The sequence below is a fragment of the Corallococcus sp. AB045 genome (assembly GCF_003668895.1).
In the GTDB taxonomy this organism is placed as follows: domain Bacteria; phylum Myxococcota; class Myxococcia; order Myxococcales; family Myxococcaceae; genus Corallococcus; species Corallococcus coralloides.
Window position 1 is genome coordinate 1 of the sequence record NZ_RAWN01000017.1, and the last position, 22,318, is coordinate 22,318.

The 22,318-nt window shown below is 67.5% G+C and carries 15 protein-coding genes; 7 read left to right on the forward strand and 8 right to left on the reverse strand.

All coding sequences use genetic code 11. The features are described from left to right. Positions 1-99: 99 nt before the first annotated feature. From D7Y21_RS06400 to D7Y21_RS06410, 3 genes are read right to left on the reverse strand one after another with little or no spacing between them, the layout of a single operon-like run. On the reverse strand, positions 100-594 hold the full coding sequence (locus D7Y21_RS06400) for a DUF3106 domain-containing protein (protein ID WP_121711932.1): 495 nt from the start codon (positions 592-594) through the stop codon (positions 100-102). Next, positions 594-1,073 carry an anti-sigma factor gene (locus tag D7Y21_RS06405; RefSeq protein WP_121711934.1) on the reverse strand — a complete coding sequence of 160 codons (480 nt, stop codon included), beginning with the start codon at positions 1,071-1,073 and terminating at the stop codon, positions 594-596. The genes D7Y21_RS06400 and D7Y21_RS06405 overlap by 1 nt, the downstream gene beginning before the upstream one ends. After that, positions 1,070-1,672 (reverse strand): RNA polymerase sigma factor, encoded by a 603-nt coding sequence (locus tag D7Y21_RS06410; RefSeq protein ID WP_120576842.1) that lies wholly within the window; start codon positions 1,670-1,672, stop codon positions 1,070-1,072. The genes D7Y21_RS06405 and D7Y21_RS06410 overlap by 4 nt, the downstream gene beginning before the upstream one ends. Positions 1,673-1,762: 90 nt before the next feature. Between D7Y21_RS06410 and D7Y21_RS06415 the strand changes: the two genes are divergently transcribed. The 3 genes from D7Y21_RS06415 (at position 1,763) to D7Y21_RS06425 (ending at position 6,115) form a co-directional block, all read left to right on the forward strand. After that, positions 1,763-2,533: a hypothetical protein gene (locus tag D7Y21_RS06415; RefSeq protein WP_147469200.1), complete on the forward strand. Its 771-nt coding sequence runs from the start codon at positions 1,763-1,765 to the stop codon at positions 2,531-2,533. Between the two features lie 112 nt (positions 2,534-2,645). After that, complete coding sequence (gene recA, locus D7Y21_RS06420) at positions 2,646-3,731, forward strand: recombinase RecA (protein ID WP_120561791.1); 1,086 nt, start codon at positions 2,646-2,648, stop codon at positions 3,729-3,731. A 167-nt stretch (positions 3,732-3,898) separates the two neighbouring features. Beyond that, a complete protein-coding gene (locus D7Y21_RS06425) occupies positions 3,899-6,115 on the forward strand; it encodes an alkaline phosphatase (RefSeq protein ID WP_121711938.1) in 2,217 nt (738 codons plus the stop codon). Between the two features lie 84 nt (positions 6,116-6,199). Here D7Y21_RS06425 and D7Y21_RS06430 read toward each other — a convergent pair whose 3' ends face one another. Then, a complete protein-coding gene (locus D7Y21_RS06430; protein WP_158627241.1) occupies positions 6,200-8,755 on the reverse strand; it encodes a carboxypeptidase regulatory-like domain-containing protein in 2,556 nt (851 codons plus the stop codon). Positions 8,756-9,093: 338 nt separating this feature from the next. Here D7Y21_RS06430 and D7Y21_RS06435 point away from each other — a divergent pair, with 338 nt between their 5' ends. Both D7Y21_RS06435 and D7Y21_RS06440 read left to right on the forward strand, forming a co-directional pair. Then, positions 9,094-11,151, forward strand: a complete 2,058-nt coding sequence (locus D7Y21_RS06435; protein ID WP_121711942.1) for a right-handed parallel beta-helix repeat-containing protein — start codon at positions 9,094-9,096, stop codon at positions 11,149-11,151. Between the two features lie 53 nt (positions 11,152-11,204). Continuing rightward, a complete protein-coding gene (locus tag D7Y21_RS06440) occupies positions 11,205-13,511 on the forward strand; it encodes a Tex family protein (RefSeq protein ID WP_121711944.1) in 2,307 nt (768 codons plus the stop codon). Positions 13,512-13,523: 12 nt separating this feature from the next. On the opposite strand, the gene D7Y21_RS06445 is transcribed toward D7Y21_RS06440, so the two are convergent. The 4 genes from D7Y21_RS06445 to D7Y21_RS06460 are packed head-to-tail and all read right to left on the reverse strand — an operon-like array spanning position 13,524 to position 19,636. Continuing rightward, a complete protein-coding gene (locus tag D7Y21_RS06445) occupies positions 13,524-16,217 on the reverse strand; it encodes an NACHT domain-containing NTPase (protein WP_121711987.1) in 2,694 nt (897 codons plus the stop codon). Beyond that, positions 16,196-16,762 carry a HEPN domain-containing protein gene (locus tag D7Y21_RS43600; protein ID WP_121711946.1) on the reverse strand — a complete coding sequence of 189 codons (567 nt, stop codon included), beginning with the start codon at positions 16,760-16,762 and terminating at the stop codon, positions 16,196-16,198. The genes D7Y21_RS06445 and D7Y21_RS43600 overlap by 22 nt, the downstream gene beginning before the upstream one ends. Continuing rightward, positions 16,665-17,786, reverse strand: coding sequence for a hypothetical protein (locus D7Y21_RS06455; protein WP_121711948.1), 1,122 nt, complete (start codon positions 17,784-17,786; stop codon positions 16,665-16,667). Before D7Y21_RS06455 ends, D7Y21_RS43600 begins: the two co-directional genes overlap by 98 nt. Beyond that, positions 17,783-19,636 carry an HSP90 family protein gene (locus D7Y21_RS06460; RefSeq protein WP_121711989.1) on the reverse strand — a complete coding sequence of 618 codons (1,854 nt, stop codon included), beginning with the start codon at positions 19,634-19,636 and terminating at the stop codon, positions 17,783-17,785. Before D7Y21_RS06460 ends, D7Y21_RS06455 begins: the two co-directional genes overlap by 4 nt. Before the next feature lie 210 nt (positions 19,637-19,846). Here D7Y21_RS06460 and D7Y21_RS06465 point away from each other — a divergent pair, with 210 nt between their 5' ends. Together D7Y21_RS06465 and D7Y21_RS06470 are read left to right on the forward strand one after the other, a co-directional pair. Continuing rightward, entirely contained in the window at positions 19,847-20,707 is an 861-nt protein-coding gene (locus D7Y21_RS06465) for a metal-dependent hydrolase (RefSeq protein ID WP_120561782.1), read from the forward strand. 202 nt (positions 20,708-20,909) lie between these two features. After that, a complete protein-coding gene (locus D7Y21_RS06470) occupies positions 20,910-22,301 on the forward strand; it encodes a TerB family tellurite resistance protein (protein WP_233612004.1) in 1,392 nt (463 codons plus the stop codon). Positions 22,302-22,318 lie beyond the last annotated feature (17 nt).

Below are 22,318 nucleotides of genomic sequence, written 5' to 3' on the forward strand. Positions count from 1 at the left end.
CGGGGACCTCGTCGGTCGGCGGGGGCGGCGGGGACTGCTGGGCGGACGCGGGCACACCCGCCGCGAGCGCGAACAGCAGCAGCCAACAGGGTGCGGGCCTCACTTGTTGCGCCGCCTTTCGCGCAGCCGCTCGCGTGCCTCCTGTCGCTGCTCCTGGGACATCTGCCGCCAGCGGCGCATGTTCTCCAGCATCTGCTCGCGGCGCTCCGGGTGTTCCTTGAGATAGGCGCGCACCCGTTCGCGCAGCTCCGCGCGGCGCTCCAGGGTGAGGCCGCGCAATTCGCGCACCTGCTCACGCACCGCCTGCCGCTCCTGGGGCGACAGCCTCTGGAAGTCGCGCAGGTTGTTCCTCAGCCGCTCGCGCTCCTCCGGAGGCAGCTGCCGCCAGCGCTGGAGGTTCGCGCGCACGCGGGCCTGCTCTTCCGGAGGCATCGCCTTGAACTCACGCAGCTTCGCGCGCAGGGACTCCTTCTGCTCCGGTGGGAGCTTCTCGAAGCGCTCCGCGGCGGTGGGCGCGGGGGCGTTGGCAGCTCGGGCCGGAACGCCGATGAGCAGCGCCAGGGCCAGCACTCCGGCGGTCATCCTTCCCAGCATCACGGCACCCCCAGTTCGTGGAGGTTCTCGACGACCTCCAGGTCTTCGGAGCTGTTGAGCCCCAGCACTTCGTAGTCCTCGACCAGCTCCAGGTTCGCCGCCACCTCCAGCGCGCCCGGGTCCCACTCCTCCAGCGCGGGCGCCTCCACGCGCGTGCGCCCGGCCACGAGCAGCGTCAGCACCACCGCGGCGGCCAGGCCCGCGGAGGGCACGAGCACGCCGGGCCTCAAGAGGTGCGCGAACCGCTCGCGCCAGGTGGGCGGCAGCGCGTCCACCCGCGCCAGCAGCTCGCGCCGGGCGGCCGGAGAGGGCGTGAAGGCGGGCAGCTCCGCCATCCGCGCCACCGTGAGGCGCAGCAGTCTCTCCGTGCCCTGGCACTCGGCGCAGGTGCCCAGGTGGGCCTCCACGCGTGCGCGGTGCGGGGGCGGCAACTCCCCGTCCACCCAGGCCGTCAGGTCTTCTTCGAACGCACAGCTCATGCCCGACTCCTCGCGGGCACGGTGCCCGCCTGCAACGCTTCAATCCTGCGCGCCACCGCCAGGGTGGCCCGGTGGATGAGGCTCTTCACGGCGGCCTCGCTCGCCTCCAGCGCCTCGGCGATGTCCCGGTACGCCATGCCTTCGAAGCGGCACATGGTGAACGCGGCCCGTTCGCGGTCGCTCAAATCCTTCAGGGCCAGTCCCACCGCCGCCTCCAGCTCCCGGCCGCTCAACGCCTGGTCAGGCCTGTCTCCGTCGGGCCCTGGCATCCGCATCGCCCCCACGTCTTCCTCCGCCGGGGCCTCCGCCGTGAGGCGCGCCACGCGGTACTCGCCGCGCCGCATCTCATTGAGGCAGTGGTTCGTCGCCACCCGGAAGAGGAACGTCTTGAACTTCGCCGTGGGCTTGTAGGAGCGCGCGTGGCGGTAGAGCTTCACGAAGATGTCCTGCGTGAGCTCCTCCGCCCGCGCCGCGTCCCCCACGAAGCGGAACGCGAAGCGCGCCACGCTCGCGTGGTGCCGGTCGAAGAGCCAGGCGAAGGCCTGCTTGTCGCCCGCCGCCACCTTCAGCATCGCCTGCGTGTCCGGGTCCCAATCCATCCGTGAGGCCAGAAACCCCGTTGCCCGCTGGAAGTTGCGGGCCCGCCCACTTTGAACCCCACGCCGCGCCCCGGTTACAGTTTCGCCACCGTGTCCGATGCTTTCCGCCCACGTTCGCGCACACCGGCTCCCCACCTGGGAGAGGAGGCGGAGCCACCGTCGGACCTGGCGGCCTGGGAGGCTGCGTCGGAGCCTCTGGCGCAGGGCGGCACGCCCACCCCGCCCACGGACTCGCCGCTGCCCATGTACCTGCTGGCGCAGCAGGCCCGGCGCGCGGGAGGGGACGAACAGAAGCGCCTGGCCTGGAACCTCAACCAGCTCCTGGAGGAGCTGGGGGCTCAGGGCGGGGGCCGGACGGAGGCGGACGCCTTCCACCGGCTGCTGGAGGGGGGCAACCTGGACGGGCTGGTGGACTCGGACGGGCGCTCCTGCCGGGCCACGGCGGTGGAGTCCCTGCTGTCGCTGGGCTTCCCCTACGCGCTGGAGGTGCGCCCGGAGGACCTGGAGCACCTCACGAACGCCCCCGTCCCGGGCACGCGGCTGACGCCTCCCAGGGGGGGGCCCTTCCCGGCCCTGGCGGTGGGGTTGGGGGCGCTGGCGCTCCAGGTGGTGCTGGGACTCACAGGCGTCGTCGTGCCCGGCGGGCTGCTCATCCTGCAGGGGCTCTTGACCCTGCTGTCCCTGACCGTGCTGACGGTTGCCTCCGTGGGCTCTCCCCTGTATCGCGGAGCCCTGGCGCTGCTGACGGTGGTGTCCGGGGTCGGGTTGGGGATGGTGCTGGTGCCAGAGGTTCCGGCGGGTTGGGCGGCCGGACTGGGCGGGCTGGTGGCCGCCTTCCTGGCTGCCCTGCGCAAGAGCTGACCGCCAGGACCCAAAACGGATGTCAGAGGGGTGGACTAGGGTCTACCCATCGCGTACTAAAAGCGCGTTCAGGTGGACCGGGGTGGTCCACTCTTCCAAGGAGCGACGAGAAATGGCCGTGAATCAGGAGAAGGAAAAGGCGATCGAGCTGGCGCTGGCGGCGGTGGAGCGTCAGTTCGGCAAGGGTTCCATCATGCGGCTCGGCAACGACGAGCCCATGATGAAGGACGTCCAGGCCATTTCGACGGGGTCCACTTCGCTCGACATCGCCCTGGGCGTGGGCGGCGTGCCGCGCGGGCGCATCATCGAGATCTTCGGGCCGGAGTCCTCCGGCAAGACGACGCTGTGCCTCCACATCGTCGCGGAGGCGCAGAAGAAGGGCGGCGTGTGCGGCTACATCGACGCCGAGCACGCGATGGACGTGGGCTACGCGCGCAAGCTGGGCGTGCGCACCGACGACCTGCTCCTGTCCCAGCCGGACACCGGTGAGCAGGGCCTCGAAATCGCGGAGATGCTCGTTCGCTCCGGCGCCATCGACGTGCTGGTGGTGGACTCGGTGGCCGCGCTCGTGCCGAAGGCGGAACTGGAAGGCGAGATGGGCGACGCGCACATGGGCGTGCAGGCGCGCCTCATGAGCCAGGCGCTGCGCAAGCTCACGGGCACCATCTCCAAGAGCCAGACGTGCGTCATCTTCATCAACCAGATCCGCATGAAGATTGGCGTGATGTTCGGCAACCCGGAGACGACGACGGGCGGCAACGCGCTGAAGTTCTACGCGTCGCAGCGCATGGACATCCGCCGCGTGGGCGCCATCAAGAACGGCGAGAACGTGGTGGGCAGCCGCACCCGCGTGAAGGTCGTGAAGAACAAGGTGGCGCCTCCGTTCAAGGAGGTGGAGTTCGACATCATGTACGGCGCGGGCATCTCGAAGGAGGGCGACCTCATCGACCTCGCCTCCAACGACAACATCATCGAGAAGAGCGGCAGCTGGTTCTCCTTCAAGGGAGAGCGCATCGGCCAGGGCCGGGAGAACGCGAAGGAGTACCTGCGCGAGCACCCGGACACCTACAAGGAGGTCGAAGCGCTGGTGCTGGAGAAGTACGGCATCGGCAAGCCCGCGGGTGCTGCGCCCGCCGCGGACGCCCCCAGCGAGCCGCCGGAAGGTGAGAAGCGCCCGCGCGTGAAGGCCGTGAAGTAATCGCGAAGCACTTCGCGAAAATGAACCGCCGCGCACCTCCGGGGGGAGCGGCGCGGCGGGTGAAGCAGAAAAGGGGCCGGTCTCCAGTGATGGGGCCGGCCCCTTTTGTTCACCGTGAGAGGGATTGGGGGCGTGACGCGCACGGTCATCACCGGCCTGTCGCCGGGATGTTTCGTGTGGAGGGAGGAGCGACTCTAGACTTCGCGGTCCGGGAGCCCCTTCACCCCTGCTTCCCGCTGGAGTCCATCGCCTTGTTCAACCCCTTCAAACGCCGCACGTTCCTGCAAGCCGTGGTTGCTGTCGCGGCGACGACGACCTTTGGATGCTCCGACGACTCGACGGACGCGTCGGATGGCTCGCCCTACTTCCCGCAGTCGCTGGCGTCGGGGGATCCGCGTCCAGACAGCGTGGTGCTGTGGGTGCGCGTGGAGGACACGGACCGCGCCGGGTCGGACCTGCCGCTGCGGCTGGAGGTCTCCACGACGGAGGACTTCAAGGCGCTGGTGCTGGACAAGACGGACCTGTCGGCGCTGGCGGAGCATGACCACGCGGTGAAGGTGAAGGTCACCGGGCTGTCCGCGCGCACGACGTACTACTACCGCTTCTCCTACGAGAAGGACGGCCAGAAGCACACCACGCGCACCGGGCGCACGCGCACCGCGCCCGCGGCGGGGGATGACGTGCCGGTGAAGTTCGTCTTCGCCAGCTGCCAGGACTTCATTGGCCGCTACTACAACGCCTGGCAGCGGCTGTTGCAGCTGGACGCGGACCTGGACTTCGTCGTGTTCCTGGGCGACTACGTCTACGAGACGACGGGCGACACGTCCTTCCAGTCTGGCGGCGGCGGCCGGGCCATGCGCTTCAGCGCACCAGACGAGGCGCTCCCGCAGGGCGCGGGCCTCACCTCGTTCCTCGCGGCGAACTCGCTGTCCAACTACCGCGACCTCTACAAGACGACCCGCACGGACAAGCAGCTGCAGGCGGTGCACGAGCGCTACCCGTTCATCATCGTCTGGGACGACCACGAGTTCTCTGACGACTGCTGGCAGGACGTGGCCACGTACGAGGATGGCAAGCGGGACGAGACGCAGCTCACCCGCAAGCTCAACGCGGAGCAGGCCTTCCTGGAGTACATCCCGCTGGACACGGCGCAGTCGGCCGCGGGCGCCATCGACGTGGGCAGCGAGCCGCGCTTCCCCAACTCGCGCATCTACCGTGACTTCGAGTACGGCAAGCACCTGAAGCTGCTGGTGACGGACTACCGCAGCTACCGGCCGGACCACCTCATCCCGGAGGACGGCTACCCGGGCACCGTGGCGTTGGACGCGACGCTGCTGGGCGCGGCGCTCCAGGACCAGCCGGACGCGGTGAAGCAGATGTTCCAGGCGGACACGTTCGCGTACGTGAACATCGACGACGCGGCGTACGCGGCCCAGAAGCAGGTGCTCCAGGGCGTGTACCTGAACCAGGCGAAGGCGGCGGGCCTGACGGACGCGGAGGCCGCGCAGAAGGCCGGCAAGTGGGTGGCCGGTCCGGTGGCGCTCTACTACGTGAACCAGGTGCTGGCGGCGGTGAACAAGGACCTGGTGATTGCGCCCGCGGACAAGCCCCGGGGCCTGGCGTACGCGCACATGGGCAAGGCGGCGCTCTTCAACATCCAGGGCTCGCGCTACGTGGTGGTGAAGGACACCTTCGACCTGTTCGCGGCGGTGAAGTACAAGATGACCGCCGGCCAGAGCGAGGACGTGTTCGGCCCGGACCAGGAGGCGTGGTTCCAGGAGACCCTCGCCACGGCGCAGAACACCTGGAAGATGGTGGTGAGCTCCACGTCGCTGTCGGCGCTCATCTGGGACTTCCGCCAGCAGGCGGACATCAGCGACCCGACGCTGCGCCAGCGCTTCTACTTCAGCGTGGACCAGTGGGACGGCTTCCCCACGAAGAAGAAGGCGATGCTCAAGGCGCTCAAGGCGGGCGTGACGAACACGCTGTTCATCTCCGGGGACATCCACGCGTCGTTCGCGTCGGTGGAGGAGGGCGTGCCCACGCTGACGGCGCCGGCCATCACCTCCGGCTCCATCAAGAGCCTGGCCAGCCTGGCGCTGATTGGCGCGGGCTACGCCACGGGGGCGCCGGTGTACCAGCACGCCGTCGTGGAGATGGAGAAGACGCTCCAGGCGTCCAACCCGGGCCTGCGCTTCGCGGACGCGGACTCGCACGGCTTCGTGCTGGTGGAGGTGAAGGCGGATGAGACGCTCGCCACCTTCCACCTCATCCCCGCCGGAGAGGTGGCCAAGGACTACTCCAAGCGCGCGGACAGCGAGCTGGAGGCGAAGTTCACGGCGAAGACCTTCCGCGTGAAGAACAGCGACATCCAGCCGGTCTGAGCCGGACCGTCTCGAGGTGAAGCGAAGGGCCGCGTGGGGACATTCCCCGCGCGGCCCTTTTTCATGCGTTGCCCGTGGGCTCTTTCAGCGCGGGGCGACCCGCAGGATGAGCCCCGCCGGAGGGAGCCGGAACTGCACCGACGCGCCCCACGTCGTGAGGGTTCCGTCCTGTAGCAGGGCGACGCCGTCGAAGATTCCCATGGGCATCGCGTCCGCGACGCCCGTCAGCGTCGCGGGCGGGCTCGCCTGCCCGTAGTCATCGCGTCCCCAGGCGCGCAGGGTCCCGTCCTGCCGGAGGGCCACGAGGACATCGTAACCGCCGCGCACGTCGATGAAGCCGACCGGGTCCGTGACGTTCTCATAGCCGTTGTGGCTGGCGCCGAAGTCCCAGCCCCGCAGGGTGCCATCCGACAGGATCGCGGCGCTGCCGAAGGTGTTGCCCCCGATGGCCGTCACGCCGGACAGGTCCGCCGGAGGAAGGCTCGTTTGTCCGGAGTCATTGCGTCCCCAGGTGACGACGGTGCCGTCCGCCTTGAGCGCCAGCGAGAAGTACGTGGAAACGGAGAGGGAGATGACGTCCTGGAGTCCCGGGGGGACCTTCGTCCGGTCGTATTCGAAGCCGCCCCAGGCGACGACCGTTCCATCCCGCCGCAGCGCCGCCGCGATGTTCGAGGCCGCCGAGATGGCGACGACGTCCGACAGGTCCGCGGGGACCGGCGCGCGGGAGCCGCTCAGGTCACCCCACTCCACGACCGTGCCGTCAGCCTTGAGGGCCACGGCGAAGGCGGAGCCCACGGCCACGCTGACCACGTCCGACAGGCCCACCGGGGGGCTGTGGAGCCTGGGGCCCCATCCGGTGACGGTGTCATCCGGCGTGATGCCCAGATTCCAGTCGTCAATGGAGGCGGCCAGGGTCTGCTGCCGCACGACGTGCAGGGACACCGTGGCGGCGGGCCGCCAGGCCGGGCCGGGCGTCAGGACGACGTCGCGCGGGCCCGGGCTGACGTTCGCGGGGACGCGCACCACCACCTGGGTATCGGACCAGAAGAAGTAGTCGGACACTTCGACGCCGCCCACCGACACGTGGGACTCGCCGCGCTGCGCTCCGAAGCCGGAGCCGGTCAGCTCCAGGTGGCCGCGCTGGACCGCCAGCTTGGGCACGACGACGGTGGGTGCCCCCTGCCGGGTGAGGGTGAGCTCGACCGTCGCCGGCTCGTCCACGCGGACCTCCACGGAGACCTCCGGGCTGACGTAGTGGTCCTTGGAGGCGGACACCGTATAGGCCCCGGCGAGCAGCTCGGGCATGGAGAAGCGGCCCTCCGCGTCCGTCGTCGTGCCCATCCGCTCCGGGCCGTCGGCCACGACCGTGAGGCCCTCGGCGCTCTCGCCGTCCTCCAGCACGACACGTCCGGTGATGCCACCGCGCTCCCGGTAGAGGAGCCCGGAGACGGACGTCTGCGCGTTCGTGCGCACCACCACCTGCTGTTCGTACGGGACATAGGTGTCGCGCCGCGCGCGCAGGGTGTACGTGCCCGTGGGGATTCCCGTGAGGGCGAAAGCGCCCTGGTCGTTCGTCTGGGTGATGAAGTCCGTGTCCACGAGCGCGACTTCGATGTTCGCGACGCCGACGCCGCCCTCCAGGAGGATGGTCCCCGCCACGGTGCCGCGCTCGCGGGTCAGCGTCTGGGAGACGGAGGACTGCGCGTTCGCGCGCACCTCCACCTGTTGCTCGTACTGGGCGTAACCCTCGCGCGAGGCCCGCAGGGTGTACGTGCCCGTGAGGACCCCGGTGAACTTGAAGCGGCCCTCCGCGTCCGTGACCGTGGCGTGGCTCGTGCCGACGAGTTGCACCGCGATGTCCGCGGCGCTCCCTCCGCCTTCCAGCTGGAGCAGTCCGACCACGGTGCCGCGCTCGCGGGTCAGCGTCTGGGAGATGGACGTCTGCTCGTTCGCGCGCACCTCCAGCGTCTGCTGATACGGATCATAACCATCGCGACGCACGCGCAGGGTGTACATGCCCGTGAGGACTCCGGTGAACGTGAAGCGGCCCTCCGCGTCCGTGACCGTGGAGTGCTCCGTTCCGACGAGTTGCACCGCGATGTCCCCGGCGCTGGCTCCGCCCTCCAACTGCAGGGTCCCGGCCACCGTCCCACGCTCGCGCTGGAGGGACAGGGTGACGGAGGCCTGGGCGTCCACTGCCACCTCTACCGTCTCCTGGGCCGGCGCATACGTCTCCTTCAGCGCCTGCACGGTGTACGAGCCCGTGGGCAGCCCCGTGAAGACGAAGTGGCCCTGCGCGTCCGCCTGGGTCTGGTGCGAGGTGCCCGTCAGCGCGACGGTGATGCCCTCCGCGCTGGCGCCCCCTTCCAACTGGACGGTGCCCGTGAGGCCGCCTCGCTCGCGCTGGAGTGTGAGCGTCGCGGACGCGGTCTGACGCGCCTTCACCTCCACGGCTTCACTTGCTTCACGGTAGCGGGGCTTCGTTACGACCAGGGTATGGGCGCCCGGCGAGACGCCCTCCAGCGTGAACCGGCCCTCCGTGTCGGTCGTCGCCGTGAGCTCGGTGTCCGTCACGGTGACCGTGATTCCCTCCGGAGGGGCCGCGTCGTCGAGCGCGACCTGCCCCGAGATCCGGCCCACGGACGGTCCTGCGTCGGGCGGCGGCAGTGGGGATTCGCCGGAGCCGTTGCAGGCCGCGGTCAGGACAAGAAGGAGGCAGAGCCAGGAGGAACGTGCGAGGCGCATGAAGAGCAATGACAGGCGGTGATGCGTTGGCGGGGCAGGGCTGTCTTTGCCGCCAGCGGGATGGGCCGTGGACGAAAAGCTACGAGCGCGGATTCTGACCCGGGCGCTCATGGAGAGCCACCCCCCAATCCTGACAGGGACGGGTCTTTTGGTTTTTTCTTGTTTATTCTGTTTTCCTTGAGCGCGGTTCCCCATGAGGGGAGGCCGGACCCGACACCGGGAAGGAGCACATCGTGGGCGCGCGCAAGGGATGGCAGGGACTGCTGGGAGCGGGGCTGATCGTGGCGGTGGGAGTAGCGGAGGCGGCGCCGTGGCGGAGCGTGCTGTATCCGTCGACGTGGACGCCCGGGTACTCGCAGCCGGGCAACCCGTCGCGGTTCCTGCATGACTTCTCCTACGCGGGCTACCGGATGCGGCAGGTGGAGCCGCCGGTGCGGACGGACCGGGTGCTGGACGTGACGCAGGCGCCGTACTTCGCGGACAACACGGGGGCGTCGGACGTGACGGCGGTGTTGCAGCAGGCGCTCGATGACGCGGGGGCGGTGGCGGGCGGTGGGGTGGTGTACCTGCCTCGTGGCACGTACCGGGTGGCGCCGCCCGCGGGCAAGCCGTACGCGCTGCTCATCCGGTACAGCAACGTGGTGCTGCGCGGGCAGGGCGCGACGTCCACGTTCCTCTACAACTCCGCCACGGACATGCGCAGCAAGCGCGTGGTGCAGGTGGGCCCGCGCGACACGACGGTGTCCTGGACGTCGGCTTCGACGGCGTCGGTGGCGCTGACGCAGGACGCGCCCAATCAGGCGACGCGCATCCAGGTGGCGAGCGTGTCCGGCTACACCGTGGGCACCTGGGTGGTGGTGCGGGCGGACCTGACGGCGACGCGCAGCGGGGAGCTGAACATGGGCACGGAGTGGACGTCGCTGCCCGGCCCGTCCTTCTACCGGCAGGTGGTGGCGGTGGACGAGGCCACGCGGATGCTGACGCTGGACATCCCGCTGCGACAGGGGTTGCTGATGCGCGACGCGGCGCGGGTGTACCGCGTGCCCGCGCACCTGTCGGAGGTGGGCGTGGAGCACCTGGCCATCGGCATGCGGGAGAACCCCACGCCGGGCCTGGCCGAGGAGGACTACACGGTGCAGGGCACGGGCGCGTACCAGGTGCACGAGTCCACGGCGCTCTTGATGAACCACGTGGTGGACGGCTGGGTGCGCGGCGTCAGTTCCTACCGGCCGCCGTCCAACACGCAGGACGTGCACGTGCTGTCCAACGGCATCGACTTGAACTACGCGCGCAACGTCACGGTGGAGGGGTGTGAAATCAACAAGCCCCAGTACAAGGGCGGTGGCGGAAACGGGTACCTGTATTCCATCCGGGGCAGCGACAGCCTGGTGAAGGACAGCGTGGCGTACGGCGGGCGGCACAACTTCGACTTCCGCTCCATGCACACCACCGGCAACGTGCTGTTCAACAACCGCGTGTCCAACGGCGAGAAGGTGTCCGACTTCCACATGCACCTGAGCGCGGCGAACCTGGTGGACAACACCACGCTGTACCAGGAGCGCTTCGAGGCGGCGGACCGCTCGCCCTACGGCACCACGAGCCACGGCGTCACCACGACGGAGAGCGTGTTCTGGAACACCAACGGGGCGAAGCCGCCGCCGTATGGGGGGAACAGCGTGGTGCGCTCGCAGCAGTACGGGCAGGGGTACGTGATCGGGATGCGCGGCAGCGCGACGGAGGTGAACGCGGTGGTGACGACGAAGACGGCCCCCGCGGACCTGGTGGAGGTGGCGCAGTCCGGGAACGAGCTGGTGCCGCAGTCGCTCTACGTGGACCAGGTGCAGCGCCGTCTGGGGCGCGCGGTGGAGCACGACGCGCGGGTGCTGGTGTACCAGGCGGAGAACCTGAAGCCGACGAGCACCCCGGACCCGTCGTCCACCGGCGTGGAGGCGGGGCCGGAGCTGGGCGGGGTGCGCTACCACAACACGAACGCGGTGGGCGCGAAGGTGACGTACACGCTCTATCCGCGCACGGTGGGCACGTTCGCGGTGCGGGTGCGGACCAAGCGCAACAACGGGCGGGGGCAATACCGGCTGGACGTGAACGGGGTGGCGGTGGGCGGGACGCGGGACGAGTACTCCGCCACCACGCAGTTCGTGGAGGTGGAGCTGGGGACGGTGACGTTCACGGACCTGGAGCCCCAGGCGTTCACGTTCACGACTGTTGGGAAGAACGCGGCGAGCACGGGCTACAACGTGGCGTTGGACGTCATCCGTCTGGTGCGGCAGTAGGCGAGCGGCGCGTCTCTGGGAGGCGCGGGCGGACCGAGGTATAGACGGGCGCCATGCACGTCTATGCCGCCGCGTTGGCCCAGGAGCTGGGCATCAAGCCGGAGCAGGTGGACCGGACCCTCGCACTGCACGAAGAGGGAGGCACGGTCCCCTTCATCGCGCGCTACCGCAAGGAGGCCACGGGGGGGCTGGATGAGGTCCAAATCCAGTCCATCCTGGACAAGGCCACGGAGCGCGCGGAGCTGGACGGGCGGCGCGACACCATCCTGCGCAGCATCGAGGAGCAGGGGAAGCTGACGCCGGAGCTGAAGAAGGCGCTCCAGGCGGCGCGCACGCGCGCGGAGCTGGAGGACCTGTACCTGCCGTACAAGCCCAAGCGCCGCACGCGCGCGGCCATCGCCCGGGAGAAGGGGCTGGAGCCGCTGGCGGACCTGGTGTGGAAGCAGGAGGGCCAGCGCGGGGAGAGCCTGGACGCGCGGGTGAAGCCCTACGTGAGCGCGGACAAGGGCGTGGCGGACGTGGCGCAGGCGCTGGCGGGAGCGCGGGACATCTGCGCGGAGCGGGTGGCGGAGGACGCCAGGCTGCGCCGCGAGGCCCGCGACATCTGCGCGCGTCGGGGCTCGCTGCGCTCGGACGTGGTGCCCGCGAAGAAGGGCGAGACGACCAAGTTCGAGAACTACTACGGCCACGAGGAGCCGCTGTCCCAGGCCCCGTCCCACCGCGTGCTGGCGCTCTTGCGCGGTGAGGAGGAGGGCGTGCTGAAGGTGAAGCTGGGCCTGCCGGACGATGAAGTGAAGGGGCTCTTCACCGGGCGCGTGGTGACCCGGCCGCAGTCGCTGTTCGCGGGCGAGCTGCGCGCGGCGGTGGAGGATGGGTGGGACCGGCTGATGGGGCCGTCGCTGGAGTCGGAGCTGCGCGGGGAGTTGAAGGAGCGCGCGGACAAGGGCGCCATTGGGGTGTTTGGGGAGAACCTGCGGCACCTGCTCTTGGCGGCGCCTGCCGGGGCTCGGGCGGTGCTGGCGTTGGACCCGGGGCTGCGCACGGGCATCAAGCTGGTGATGCTGGACGCGACGGGGACGGTGGCGGAGACGACGACGCTCTATTCGGAGCGGAGCGCGGACGAGCGGGCGCGTGCGGCGAAGCTGCTGGAGGCGGTGGTTCGCAAGCACAAGCCGGAGCTGATCGCCGTGGGGAATGGCACGGGCAGCCGGGAGGCGGAGGTCTTCACGCGCGACACGCTGAAGGCGATGGGCGTGCAGGTCCCCGTGGTGTCGGTGAGCGAGCAGGGCGCGTCCATCTACTCCGCGTCGGAGGTGGCGCGGGAGGAGTTCCCGGAGATGGACGTGTCGCTGCGCGGGGCGGTGTCCATTGGGCGGCGCTTGCAGGATCCGCTGGCGGAGCTGGTGAAGATCGACCCGAAGAGCATCGGGGTGGGGCAGTACCAGCACGACGTGGACCAGGGCCTGCTGAAGAAGAAGCTGGGCGAGGTGGTGGACTCGTGCGTGAACGCGGTGGGCGTGGACGTGAACACGGCGTCACCGCAGCTCTTGGAGCACGTGTCCGGCGTGGGGCCGTCGCTGGCGAAGAAGCTGGTGGCGCACCGGGCGGCGAAGGGGCGCTTCACCACGCGGCGGGAGCTGCTCAAGGTGAGCGGCCTGGGGCCGAAGACGTTCGAACAGGCGGCGGGCTTCCTGCGGGTGCGAGGGCCGGAGCCATTGGATTCGAGCGCGGTGCACCCGGAGCGCTACACGGTCGTGGAGCGGATGGCGAAGGACCTGGGCGTGGACGTGGCGTCGCTGGTGGGGAACGCGTCGCTGGTGCGCCAGATTGAAGCGAAGCGCTACCTGGGGCCGGAGCTGGGAGAGCTGACGCTGAAGGACATCCTGTCGGAGCTGGAGAAGCCGAGCCGCGACCCGCGCGGCGACTTCACGGCGCATGCGACGCGGGATGACCTGCGCACGCTGGAGGACGTGAAGGAGGGGATGGTGTTGCAGGGCGTGGTGACGAACGTGACGGCGTTTGGAGCGTTCGTGGACGTGGGCGTGCATCAGGACGGCCTGGTGCACGTGTCGCAGTTGGCGGCGCGCTTCATCAAGGACCCGTCGGAGGTCGCCAAGGTGGGCGACCGGCTGACGGTGAAGGTCCTGACCGTGGACCTGGCGCGCAAGCGGTTGGCGTTGTCCGTGCGGGCGGTGCTGGAGGGTGGGGCGCAGCAGCCGTCCGGAAGGCCGGCATCCGTGCAGGAGCGAATGACGGAACGGCACGGCAGAGCGCAGCCGCCGCAAAAGCCCGCGACGCAGGCTCCGGCGCAGAAGAAGCCGGAGCCGTTCAACAATCCCTTCTCGAAGATGAAACGCTGAGATGGAATGTATTTAAACGTACTTTGCAACTCGAATCGACATTTTCGATATGAGTTCGCGCAGGCGGAGAGGAGGCCGTCCATTTTTTAGGTAGTCAACCACCTGCTTCCTCCATGGCTTGGAAAGCGCAAACAGCTCCTTTGAGCCTGCGACAAGTTCGCTCTCGCACATTCGCGACAACGCTGTCGGGAGGATCACCTTGTCAAAGGCGAGCTGTAGTCCCCGATCATCATTGCGAAGGCGAAGATCGCTCATGGATCGCCGGTGAAAACGACCTTCCGGATCAGCCAAGTGCGATAGCAACTCGCGTAGTAGTTGCGAGCATGTTTCAGTCGCATTTCGCCCGGATGCCTGTCGCCGGATGAGAGGCTCTTGGGTCGACTGAAGAACTTCCTTTAGGTCTTCCCAGGAGTCGGTCGTCACGGACCTATCGGCCAAACGGACAGAAACCCTTAAAGGTATGCCTGCAAAAAATTCAGTTTGAGCTGAGATTTGGCAGTCGACAAAAAGTGCGAGATTCAAGTCGCATGCATGGATTTTTGTTCCAATGAACTCACAGTCTTCGAGAAGCGTGCCTTCGAGTTTACAGCCATTTAAGGTCAACTCGTCAAATGAGAGGCTCTGAAGGACTAGATTCGACAGATCTAGGCCTCTGATCGTTTTGTCTACGAGCCAGTGTTCCTCCCACCAGAGGCGAGGAGCTTCCGGACGACGGTACTCGGCGCCAGCCGTTACAATACGAAAAAGATTCCTTCGTGCTTGGCTTGTTGTTCTTCCGGTTTCAGAAAGCCAACCGGATGGAGTCATGGTCCGCTGGCTCAAGACATCCTTCGAGAGATATTGGATTGTTCCCTCTGGAAGGTCATGCTGTGAGATGACCGAGTTTGTTTTGATTCCTTCGAGTGCGGTTTCCTGCTTGAGGAATCGGCCAAGAACAACATCTCGAATGAATGGATGGACGAACGCCAGTCTACCTTCTCCTGCATTGTTGAGGAATGCGTGGTCCATCAATCGGCCCGCTAACTCTGGAGATGCCGCGTGGGCGCGTTCCGCAAACGCATCGGCATAAATGCGGACGTCGTCTTCTGTTACCCTGCCTGCGCCTATGCCAAAGCCCTCCGCTGCTATGTTCCCCAAGAATTCGACTTGTTCCTTTACTCCAATTCCAAGGTTTTGCCTTTCTTCTTCCCGCTCGCAGACCTTGTCGATCAGGAAGTCTACGCTCGCCACGGCCTCGTTGAGTTGCAGTGTCTTGTTTTGACTTGCCAAGCTGCAGATGAGCTTTAAGAAAAGAGGGGTTGAGCAGAGTTCCTCGTGGTCTGGCGATGCGGTCGAGAATGCGAATGCTGCCTCTTTTTGTTGTGTAGAGAGGCCGTCTCGAGTGCTTATGTATGTTGATATTTGGTCGGAGTCGAAGGGTAGGATTTCAAGCGTTTCAACCTCTACATCGCCTAGAAGGCTTCTGACTCGCTCGACTACGCTTTGGCTGCCGGCAAACTGGTGTGTGAATGCGGAGCGTCCGGCGAGGATTACTTTGGCCTTCCCAGACACAAGGGTGCGCATGCTTCTTACTTGGTTTTCGGCAACAGCAGCGCCTGCGTCATCTGCCAGTTCGTCAAAACCGTCAATCAGAAGTGCCGCATTGTCACTCTTGAGTAGTTCGGCGAACACCCCAAAAGTACCGCCTCGGAGTTGGTCGAGACGTTTATGCATTAGCGCTTCGAAGTCTACGGTGCGGCGTACTGATTCAAAGGGTACAAGAAGAGGAACTTGGCCACTCTGTCCTGCGAGAAAGTCCTTGGCGAGTTGCCGGGTCAGCTCAATCGTTAGGGTTGTTTTGCCGTGGCCGGCAGGAGCCATGAGTACTAGAAAGGAGGGCTTTGGTCGGCTAAGCCATGTGCGGATGAAGTCGAAAAAAGAGACGGATTTCTGTTCTGAGCCGCCTGCGATGACGGTCGGTTCGATAATTTGGCCCTTGTGTTCCGGAGCCAGTTTTGCCGATTCGAGTTCGCAATGGCGTATAAGTTGCTGGGCCAGGGTGACGGAGTTGTTGAGGCTGTGTAGAAACGCTATGGCGTCAAGCGTTTGGAGCCAGTCTGCGTTTGTTTGATTTGAAAATGGCCTCTCTAGTTTTCGTGGGGTGATGTAGTAACAGGCTTGGAATCGCTGGCTTTGTCGTGCCAGTGTGATTGATTTCCTTAGCTCGAGATCGACGGTGCTGGCGTTGGGTGAGGGGGCCAACGCAATGAGGATTTTTTCTGTCGAAAGCCCTTCTTTTGAAGCGATGATTAGTGAGTTGTTGATGAGCGGATCGATATTGTATCTCCCCGCCTCTAGCGCCCGAATAATGGCGTTTTGCTGCTCGCGCCATGCCTTCCTGTTGAGCCGCTCTTCTTGAGGTGTTTCTTGATCTGCCGCCTCGGATGTGTCGTCAGTTGGCTCTTCGAACTCGTCTGGTGAGTTTAATTCTAAGACATAAGAGGTTCGAGGTAACGACGCGGCAATGAGAGCACGTGCGACCGCTGGACGGATTCGCATTTCGCGGTCTAGGTATGTTTGGCCATCGAATGCATTCGAGATGACTCGGATGACAATCGCCTCCCCTGCGTTGTCCAAGAGGTCGATATCAATTTTGTCGGCGACGATGCTGATTTTGGATAGTTCGTTGTCGAGTAGTTTGGTGATTAGAGGTATGTCGATAGGCATCGGTGGATTTCCTTTGCGACGTTGACGAAGTTGACTGCGGTTTTGGCGGTAGTGGGCTCGTTGCTATATCGATATAGGTGGGTCCACGGGGGGATGGCACGGACTGTTTGATGATCTGAGGCGTTGATGAATTTGCATGCCTCATCAATCAGTATGGCGAGGTCGTGAATTGCGAATCTCCCCGGGAGCCTGCCTCCATAATTCTTGGCAATGACTGCCTTGAGGGCGCATTCGGCTATGTATCCTGCGAGATATAGAGCTCCTTGCCATTCTTTGCCGCGCAGCAGGCAGTTTGCTTCGCGATATCGTAACTGTGCGAGGAAGATGAATTGGTTGTGGCTTGTGGCTGTGATGACTCTCAAGGAGGTTTGGTGGGGTGGAGTGTTGTGTGGTTGGGGGTGGTGTTGTTTAGTATTGATGGTAGCTTGGCTTGCCCGGCATCGCAGCTTAGTCTGGTCGGTCAATTGGGAACAGCCGCGCTTCCTTCGCCAGCACCTCATTGCGCGCCAGCAATCCCGTGAACCGCTTCGTCCCGTTCCTTGCATCGAACCGCGCCGCGATGTCGCGCGCCTGTGACTCCAGCCAGTCCTTGAGCGCTCGCGTCCCGTAGCCCCCGTCCACCGCGTGCATCGGGAACGCGCGGGGCAATCGCAGGCTCACTTCGTCGCGGCCGTCCGCCACCACCTGTCCCACCAGGAACGACGCCGCCGTGTAGAAGCTGAACCGGTCCCGGTAGCTGGAGTGCTCCAAAGCCCAGCCCAGGTGCTTCTCCAGCAGCGTCAGTCCGCGCGACAGGTTGCCCGTCAGCGCCAGGAACTCCAGGTGCTCTCCCACCGTGGAGAGGAACTCGCGGTTCTTCGCCACCATCGCGTAGCCGCGCATGTGGCAGTCCCGCGCTTCCTTCATCCGCTCCAGCTTGAAGAGCGGATACAGCAGCGTGCCCAGCGTCAGGTGTGGAATCTCCGCGCAGGACTGGCGCCCGTCCAGGATGGGCTTCGCCTTCTGGATGGCCTGCTCCCACTCGCCCTTGTCCACGTGGTGGTCCAGCTCATCGTCCAGCTCGCAGACACGGCAGTCCGTCAGGTGGTCCCTGGGCGTGACGAGCCACGCCTCCCAGAGGCGCTCCGCCTCCTCCGTGTCGCCCATGTCCCGAGCCATCTGGTAGCGCAGCTTCAGCGCCGCCCGCTTGCCCGCGTCCAGCTTCGCGAAGCTCTGATCCACGTCATCCAGCGCGTCGGAGATCTGCTTGCGGCTGATGTGCGGGAACTCGTCCAGCCGGCCCACCACCCACTTCTGCTTCCAGAGCATGTCCTCCGGGTCGAACCGCTGCGGGTCCTTCTTCTGCTGCCCCCGGCACCACGCGAACGCCACCAGCGCCTTGTCCGGATACCCCCCGAACGTCGCCGCGTCGATGAGCGAGTCCCGCAGCTCGTACCCCAGCGGCACGTCGCCGTGCGCGTCCGTCAGCCGCACCGCCTCCTCCAGCGCGCGCACCTTCGCGTCGCCTTCCGGCAGCTCTTCCGCCTGCCCGCGCAGGGCCTCCACCTGCTGGCGCCAGTCCGCCATCAGTGCATCCCCCGCGAGCCCGGACCCGACGAACCGCCCCCTCCGCCACTGTCATCCAGCCGCGCCGAGATGAGCCCCAGCAGTCCATGGTTCAGCAGCGCCATCTCCTGCGCGTTCAGCGGGTGCTGACCCAACAGCAGCGCCTGCACGTAGAGCATCTCCACCGACAGCTTCAGCAACTCCCGCCCCTCCACCGCGGCCAGCCGGCGCACCACCGGGTTGTGCAGGTTGAGGCAGAGCAACGCGCGCTCCTGTCCGCCCGTGCCCGCCATCACCCCGTCCAGCACGCCCGCGTACAGGTCGTCCGACTCCTCCCGCGCCCGCTCCGCGTCCCGCTTGAACGCGCCCTCCGCGTCCGAGCTGTAGAGCGTGGGCACCTCCGCCGGGAAGAACTTCTTCACCTCCACCCCGCAGCGGAACGGCGCCAGCACCCGCTCGGCCAGACGCAGCAGTGGGTAGACGGCCTCGCGTTCGTCCAGCGTCAGCTCCTCGAAGCTCTGCGGCAGGTCCGCCGACGAGAACGGCGCCACCTGCGCCTCCGGCACCACGTGCGGCAGCTTCTCCAGCAGCGCCGTGTCGTGCGTGTACGCCGCGTTCAGCACGCACAGCCCCTGCGCCGCCGCCACCCGCGCCACCTGCCGGAACCCGTCCAACGTCGGCGTGTAGCGCACCACCGGCCACGACTTCCGGTAGTCCGCCAACGTCATCACCCCGAGCGACGTCTCGAACGGCAGCCAGTGGATGACCAGCCGGTAGAAGTCGTCATCGTCCAGCGCAAGCCCCTTCACCGACAGCCCGTGCAGCGCAATCAGCCGCTGCAACGACCGGGGATCGTCGTGCGCCAGGTCCATCAGGTACTTGCGCAGGGACTGGCCCAGCGCCTCGCGCGCCTTCGCCAGCACCGTGTCCTCGTAGAAGGACTCGCGGCTCGCGGTGGGCCTCAGGCCGTTCGCGTTCACCACGCACTTCACGAAGAAAGCCCACTCCGGCAGCAGGTTCTCCGCGCTCTCCGACAGCAGCATCTGCTTCAGGTACACGCGGTGCTTCTGCTTCGCGTTGAAGTGCGGCGACGCCGGCAGCACATATGCCACGCCGTCCACGTCCCCCGCCTCCGAGCGCAGCGGAATCACATCCAGGAAGTCCGTGCCGAACACCTCCCGCCCGTACGCGAGCAGCGCCTGCCGCCGGTCTGCTGGCGTCTCGTAGAAGCGGCGCCAGGGCGGACCGTCCGGGTTCAGCGCCTCCGTCTGCCCGTCCACCGTGAGCCGCACGGGGAAGGGCAACAGGCCGCCATAGTGCTTCGCCAGCTGGCGCACCCGCTCCGGCGTGAACCACTCCGCCATGTCCGGGCGGGCCACCAGGTAGACGTGCGTGCCGGGGGCGTCCAGCGGGTGCTCGGAGACGCGCACGTCGTAGGTGCCGTCGTGCCGGCCCCGCCACTCCAGCGTCCGCCCGTCCCCCTTCGCCGAGCGCGTCACCACCAGCAGCTCGTCGCACACCATGAAGCACGACAGGAGGCCAATACCGAACTGACCGATGAAGTCGTTGCGGCGGGCTTCCAGCTGCTCGCGCTTGGAGGACTCGCCGATGGTGGCCAGGAAGCGGTGGATCTCCTCCTCCGTCAGCCCCACACCTTCATCCGTGAAGAGCAGGGTGGGCGGCCCGCCGTCCTGCTTCTCCCGCAGCTCCAGCCCCACGGCTCCGGTGGCCTGGGGCTCCAGCTGCTGGCGGGCGCGGATGGCGTCCGTGGCGTTCTGGAGCAGCTCCCGCACGTAGACCCCGGGCGAGCTGTACAGGTGGTGGGACAGGAGGTCGATGACCCCGCGGAGGCTGACTTGGAATCGATGGTCCACGCGACCGTCGAGCGTAGCGCGCTGCATCCTCCCCGGGGCCACAATCCCCCGCCGTGGGTGGATGAAGGCATGTGTCCTTCCCAAGGCAACCGGACGCGCCAGCCCCCTTCCGCCTCCCTGGCGGGGTGGTATGTCGCGCCCCGGCCGTGCGGCGCCCCCGGGCGGCACGGCGACATGTCGTCTCTTTCCTTCCTCCTGGAGTGGACAACGATGGGCAACAAGCTGAAGGCAGTGGTGGTGGGCGCGGTGCTGGGCGTCGCGGGCGCGGCCTTCGCGCAGGGCACGCCGACGACGCCGGCGGCGGGCAAGGCCGACGTGAAGGCGGCGGCCAAGGCGGCGGCGGGCAAGGCGGCGGCCACGGCGGGCAAGACGGAGGTGACGTGGTGGGGCCACGCCGCCTTCGTGGTGAAGACGCCGGGCGGCGCGACCATCGCCATCGACCCGTGGTTCACCAACCCCAAGGCGCCGCAGGGCGCCACGTGGCCGGAGGCGGTGGACGCCATCCTCGTGTCCCACGGCCACTTCGACCACGTGGGTGAGACGAAGGCCCTGGCCCAGAAGACGAGCGCCAAGGTCTACGGCTCCTTCGAACTGGTGAACCTCCTGGGTCTGCCGGAGGCGCAGGGTGTGGGCGCCAACGCGGGCGGGACGTTCACGGTGAAGGACGCCACCATCCACCTGGTGGAGGCGGTCCACTCCAGCAGCTACCAGGCCGACCCCAAGGCCGCGTCGCAGTACGCCGGCGCGCCCCTGGGCTTCGTCATCGAAATCGCCAACGGCCCCACGCTGTACCACGCGGGTGACACCGGGGCCTTCAGCTCCATGGCCCTCATCGCCGAGCAGTTCAAGCCCACCGTGGCCCTGCTCCCCATTGGCGGCCACTTCACCATGGACCCCGCGCAGGCCTCCGTCGCCGCGAAGCTGCTGAAGGTGAAGACCGTGGTGCCCATGCACTACGGCACCTTCCCCGCCCTGGCCGGCACCCCGGACGCGCTCACCACCGAGCTGAAGAAGACCCGGGCCACCACCAAGGTGCTCGCCCTGGAGCCGGGCAAGGCCACCCCGCTGTAGGCCTTCCTGTCGCGAGGGCCTCTCGCGCCGCGCTCGTCCGCCCTGGGTGGACGGGCGCGCTGTTTTTCCACCAGGCATCAGCATCTGTTGCCAGACGCCGCCGTGGGCTTGGGGTCGGGTGGCATCGCGGAAGCGACTGGGTTATTCCCCGCCTCGTGCGCTTCCGGCGGGGTCCGGCCGCACGCTTTCGAGGGGTGTACCGGTGGCGGTGCTGGTTTTTGGAAGGGGGACCTGGCTGGCCACGCTCCTGACGGATGTGGTCGCCGCGCATGCACGCACCCCCGTGTCCGTCCCGGCACCTCCGTTTCCGGAAACCGCCTCCGGCCGGGCCCGGGGACGCGCCTTCCTGCGCCGCACGCTGCGCGCTTCCGGGCTCGTCTACGGCACGCCCGTGCCGCTGCCCTCGCCGGTGGATGGCGGTGAGCCCTTCGACGCCCCGGCGCGAGCGGTAGAGGACGAGCTGTTCCACTCCGTGGTGCGCACGCTGGCGCGCATGGCGCTGGACCTGGCGCGGGTGATGGACGCGCCCGAGGGCCCCCGGGTGGAGCAACTGCTGGTGCTCTTCGCGGTGCTGGCGGGTGAGCTGGACCTGGCGATGGCGCTGGACGCGAGGCTCGCGGCGGGACTGCCGGTGCCCCGGCGGATGGTGGGCCGGGTGGAGGACGCGCTCGACAAGCGGGCGCCGTCGCTGGCCGGTGACCCGGTGTACGGCCTGGTGCTGCACAACGGCGCGCAGTACGCGGACGCGCAGCTGTTCTGCCGGCAGGCCATTGATTTGTTCTCGCGCGGGCGGCTGTCTCGCGCGGTGGTGGAGCGGCGGCGGGACTTCGCGGCGCGGCAGAAGGCGCTGCTCGTGGACGTGCTCACGGCGCTCGCGTGCGTGGACCGCGAGCCCAGCGCGCCCGCGCGCCGCGCCATCCTCCGGCAGGTGGAGGGGCTGAAGCTGCCGCACGCGCTGGAGGGCGAGGTAAAGGCCGCGGTGCGCCAGTCCTTCGAGCGCAAGCGCGACGTGCGGGACGTGGTGCGCCGCGTGCGCAGTGTGGACATGCGCCACCTGTTGCTGGAGCAGGCGCTGCTGGCGGCGCTGGTGGACGGCCGGCGGACGCGGCGGGAGCGGGCCTTCATCGACACGCTGGCGGGCGCGCTGCATGTGCCCCACGCGGAGCTGCGCCGTCTGGAATTGGAGATGGCGGAGTTCTACGCGCGGCACCGCTCGCTGGTGGATGTCTTCACCGTGTCGGACGCGGCGGGCGCCATGGGCGAGGAACTCATGGGCGGCATGCAGGAGACGCTGGAGAAGAACTTCCACCGGCTCATGCAGGAGGCGCGCGAGACAGGCGACCTGGCGGTGCTGCTCACCAAGGCGGCGAGGCGCCAGAAGCTCACCGCCGACGAGCGCCAGCGCATGCGCGCGCAGCTCATCGACGTGGCGAAGGCCATCCCCGCGCTGGCCATCTTCGCCGCGCCGGGCGGCATCCTGCTGTTGGCGGCGCTGGCGAAGGTGCTGCCCTTCAGCCTGCTGCCCAGCGCCTTCCAGGACGGGCCCGCGGTGGACTCCGACGACGAGGACACCCTGGAGCGCGAGGCCGTCTGACGTCCCGCGTGAAGCGC